Origin of the sequence: Yoonia sp. (genome assembly GCF_036007805.1) — a bacterium.
Lineage (GTDB): Bacteria > Pseudomonadota > Alphaproteobacteria > Rhodobacterales > Rhodobacteraceae > Yoonia.
In genome coordinates this window covers 1-4,309 of sequence record NZ_DASYOK010000361.1, presented here as the reverse complement: position 1 = coordinate 4,309, position 4,309 = coordinate 1, and the positions used below count along the sequence as shown (strand labels likewise).

4 protein-coding genes and 1 pseudogene are annotated in these 4,309 nt (G+C 59.6%); 2 read left to right on the top strand and 3 right to left on the bottom strand.

The window, feature by feature from the left end; all coding sequences use genetic code 11:
- Positions 1-651: adenosylcobinamide-GDP ribazoletransferase (locus VGP75_RS19005; RefSeq protein ID WP_327545148.1), on the bottom strand; the 651-nt coding region annotated here is incomplete at its 3' end.
- Positions 652-728: 77 nt separating this feature from the next.
- Here VGP75_RS19005 and cobT point away from each other — a divergent pair.
- Positions 729-1,739, top strand: coding sequence for a nicotinate-nucleotide--dimethylbenzimidazole phosphoribosyltransferase (gene cobT / locus VGP75_RS19000; RefSeq protein WP_327545147.1), 1,011 nt, complete (start codon positions 729-731; stop codon positions 1,737-1,739).
- 241 nt (positions 1,740-1,980) lie between these two features.
- Here the strand turns inward: cobT and VGP75_RS18995 are convergent, their stop codons facing one another.
- Positions 1,981-2,439: an Lrp/AsnC family transcriptional regulator gene (locus VGP75_RS18995; RefSeq protein WP_055296722.1), complete on the bottom strand. Its 459-nt coding sequence runs from the start codon at positions 2,437-2,439 to the stop codon at positions 1,981-1,983.
- Between the two features lie 129 nt (positions 2,440-2,568).
- Between VGP75_RS18995 and hppD the strand changes: the two genes are divergently transcribed.
- Positions 2,569-3,663, top strand: coding sequence for a 4-hydroxyphenylpyruvate dioxygenase (hppD, locus tag VGP75_RS18990; RefSeq protein WP_327545146.1), 1,095 nt, complete (start codon positions 2,569-2,571; stop codon positions 3,661-3,663).
- Here hppD and VGP75_RS18985 read toward each other — a convergent pair.
- Positions 3,664-4,309, bottom strand: a pseudogene (locus VGP75_RS18985) (hypothetical protein); the annotation flags it as partial.

The window sequence follows — 4,309 nt, the reverse complement described above, 5'->3', positions numbered from 1 at the left end:
ACAGCACAGGGCTGCGATTGCGGCCGTCATGATGGCCCACGGATATCCGCACAGCAGCGCAAACCCGATTGCAATCGCCACGGCCACCCAAACCGCCGCAGACGATGGGCGGCCGACCGATTTGCTTAACCCACCGTCGCGGGCATTTGGCAACATCGCCATCAGCACCACCATTGCCGCGCGGCTGACGGCACCTGCCGCGATGAACGCCACCCAATAGGCCCCCATCGATACGATCACGACAAGTGCGAGCCAGCGCAGCAAAAGTGACAAGCCAACCGCGCAAACGCCGTAGACGCCGATATGGCTGTCCTTCATGATCTCCAACCGGCGGGCCTTGTCCCAGCCACCCCAAAGACCATCGGCGCTATCGGCCAGACCGTCCTCGTGCATGGCTCCGGTCATGATCACGGTTCCTGCCAAGACCAGCCCCGCCACGATCCCTGAAGGGATGCCAAGCCAAAGCATCACAGAAGTCGCCGCTGCCAGAATAACGCCCAGTACAACGCCCACCAACGGATAGGCCCAGGCCGAAGCTGCGCCCCGGTCCATCGCGCGGGTGCCATCAACCGTGACCGGTAGCCGTGTCAACAAACCAAGTGCGGCAGGCAGATCAATCGCGGCGATCAAGCTATTGTCGTGTTTGTACAAAATGCGTCCTTCCGTGGCCTTTTCATCAGCGCGCCATAGGTTAAACAAGGGCAAGAGTTGACCCGAGCGAGGACCTGATGCAAGCGCCATTTTCAACGATTTTCGACTTCCGCGACCTGCTGGCCGCCGCGCCCGGCCCTCACGAGGATGCCCGCAAAGGCGCGCAGGACCGAAACGGGCAACTGACAAAACCACCCGGCGCACTGGGGCGTTTGGAAGATTTGGCGATCTGGTATGCCGCTTGGCGCGGCGACGTACGGCCACGCATTACAGCGCCACAGGTGATTATCTTTGCGGGCAACCACGGGGTCTGCGCCCAGGGAGTTTCGGCCTTTCCGCCCGAAGTGACCGCGCAGATGGTCGCGAATTTCGTGCATGGCGGCGCGGCAATCAATCAACTCTCAAAGGCTTTCGGTGCCAAGATGGATGTCTATCCAATGGCGCTCGACACGCCAACGGCCGATTTCACGACAGCGCCCGCGATGACCGAAAGCGAATTTATCGAGGCACTCCAAACCGGATGGGCGGCTGTTGACCCACAGGCAGATCTTGTCGTGACCGGTGAAATGGGCATTGGCAACACTACCTCTGCTGCCGCTGTCGCCTTGGCCGTTCTTGGGGGGCTTGCCTCTGACTGGACGGGGCGGGGTACAGGCGTGGATGATGACGGGCTTGCGCGCAAGACTGATGTGGTCGCACGCGGTGTCGCGCTTCATGCAACGACTGACCCGCTTGAGGCGCTGCGCTGTCTGGGCGGGCGCGAATTGGCGGGCATGGCGGGGGCGATTGCCGCAGCACGCTATCACCGGATTCCCGTCATTCTGGACGGATTTATCTGCTGTGCTGCTGCGGTCAGTCTGGCAAAGGCCGTGGATGGTGCGCTGGATCATGCCGTTGCGGGGCATCTGAGCGCGGAGTTTGCGCATCAGAAATTGCTGGATGCTTTGGGCAAACAGCCTTTGTTGCAACTGGGCCTGCGTCTGGGTGAAGGATCAGGTGCGGCGCTTGCAATCGGCGTTCTGCAAGGTGCAGTCGCCTGTCATTCGGGCATGGCAACCTTTGCCGAAGCCGGCGTGACCGACGGGTAGCACCCAAGCTTTCGCGCAATTTCGCGCTGCCGAGCCGCGCTTTTCGTCGTGGCGTGCTGGCGGGCTGCTAGCTCCAGTGCCAACGCGTTGTGAAGTGCGCGCGCCTGCGCGAGGCCTAGCGTGAACAGCCAGGATTCCATGAAACACTGGCTTTATGTTGCTTTGTGCAGTGGTGCGGTCTGACGATACCACCGCGCTGTAACGCGGCAACGTCTATTGGAAAGGACGAATGGGTCGGACCCTAGAGCGGCAAGGGTGCGTCAGGCTTGATCCGTTCCATGACAATCTGGCTTTGCACACGGCTGACGGCGGGGTGGGGCAATAGCACCTGTTGGACCAGCAGGTTCAACGCGGCAAGATCGCGGCAATAGACCCGCAACAGATAATCGGCCTCTCCGGTCAGTGTCCACGCACCGACGATCTCGGGGCGTGTTCTGGTCAATTGCACAAAATCACGCGCGTTCTTTTCGGTATGGGTGGCCATGACCACTTGAATAAACCCCTGTACCGAGAGCCCCACTTTCTCTGGTGAAAGAAAGGCGCGGTAGCCTGCGATATAGCCTTCCGCCTCTAACCGTTGCTTGCGGCGTCCTGCCTGCGAGGCAGACATGTTCAGTGCATCGCCCAGTTCTTGCGCCGTCTTGGCGGAATCGCGTTGCAGCATGGCCAGCAGTGAAAGGTCGGCGGCATCCAGTGTCATGCGTAAATCCTGCGTGAATATGTTATAATATGCAGTAAATGCGCGCAAATTACAATAAATTAAAGCAATATTGCGCAGTAATTGCAGGTATATCGCTGTATTGTCTCCAAAACGCATAGGAGATCACCCATGGGACCTTTTCCGCACGACGCCCCGAAAGCCACAATCACTGCTGAAAACCCAGCCGGGACAGATGGTTTCGAATTTGTCGAATTCGCCCATCCAGAGCCTGAGACCCTGCGCACACTGTTTGCGCGGATGGGCTATACCCACACGGCCACCCATAAGACCAAAGACATTGAGCTCTGGCAGCAAGGCGATATCACCTATGTGATCAACAATGAACCTGGCAGCCACGCGCGCGCCTTTGTCGACGAACATGGCCCCTGTGCACCGTCGATGGGTTGGCGCGTCGTCGATGCGCAGCAGGCCTTTATTCATGCGGTGAGCAAAGGGGCTGTACCCTATGAGGGCGATGGCAAGGCATTGGACGTGCCTGCAATCGTCGGCATCGGAGGCAGCCTGATCTATTTCGTTGACCAGTATTATGAAGCGAACCCCTATAACGCCGAATTCAACTGGGTCTCGGACGCGCATCCTGTGGGGGTCGGTTTCCACTATCTCGATCACCTCACACATAATGTGCACAAGGGGAACATGGACCTGTGGTTCAGGTTCTACGGTGATCTTTTCAATTTCCGCGAAATCCGGTTCTTTGATATCGAGGGCAAGTTCACGGGGCTGTTGTCGCGCGCGCTGACATCCCCCTGCGGACGGATCCGCATCCCCATCAACGAAGACCGTGGGGAAACGGGGCAGATCGTCGAATACCTCAAGCGGTACAAAGGCGAGGGCATCCAGCATATCGCCGTGGGTGCACATGACCTTTACGACGCGACCGACGAGATTGCCTCGCGGGGTATCAAGTTCATGCCCAAGCCGCCTGAGGCTTATTATGATCTGAGCTACACACGCGTCGTGGGCCATGATGAGCCCAAAGAGCGGATGATGAAACACGGTATCCTGATTGACGGTGAAGGTGTTGTGGATGGCGGCGAAACCCGCATCCTGTTGCAGATTTTCTCCAAGACCGTGATCGGCCCGATCTTTTTCGAGTTCATCCAGCGCAAGGGCGATGATGGCTTTGGCGAAGGGAACTTCAAGGCGCTGTTTGAAAGCATCGAGGCCGACCAGATCGACCGCGGTGTTCTGAAGGCAAGCTAGCTACGGCAGCTCGATCGCGTAGGTCCGCCCGCGTTTGACGTAATTCAGCGCGCTATCGCCGATGGCGGTGACCTGCCCGCCATCAAGCTCGCTGCCGATCTCGACGCGCACATACCTCCCGTTGCTCAGGCGGACGAGGGCGCGGCGGGCATTGGGGCGACCGTAAACGCCAATCAGATTGATCTCACGCAGGCGGATCGCGTCTTCTTGCGTGGCGGCACGTGCCACACCGCCCGGCACGGGCTGGACGTTCTGTGGTGCGACCGGCGCGGCAGCAACGACAGGCGCGGCACTTGCCGGGGCTGATGGTGCAGGGGCCGCTGGCTGTGGTTGCGTGCGGGCAGAGGCGGCGGCGACGACATTGGCAAAGTTTGACGGGCGTGTATCAGGGCGGATTGAAAGCACAACCGCCAGTGCAGTGCTGTTATCAAAGCGGAGTGTTGCATCCTCGACCGCGATACCGGCCAGAATATCGGTGATATCCGGCGTGCCGGGATCGACCCTTGCGGCAAGCCCCTCTGGACGCAGGCGGGGGCGCAAATCAACAAGCGCGCGTTCTTCCACGACGGCTGTATCAAGTGCAATCGCGCCGGTGTTCTGGAGCTCAAGCCCTCCAAGTCCAACGCCGCCGGGTGTTGGCGCTTCC

What these genes read in the sequence shown, in the direction of transcription:
- VGP75_RS18995 (WP_055296722.1), bottom strand. Translation starts at nt 2,439, where the DNA reads ATGACACTGGATGCCGCCGACCTTTCACTGCTGGCCATGCTGCAACGC.
- hppD (WP_327545146.1), top strand. Translation starts at nt 2,569, where the DNA reads ATGGGACCTTTTCCGCACGACGCCCCGAAAGCCACAATCACTGCTGAA.
- cobT (WP_327545147.1), top strand. Translation starts at nt 729, where the DNA reads ATGCAAGCGCCATTTTCAACGATTTTCGACTTCCGCGACCTGCTGGCC.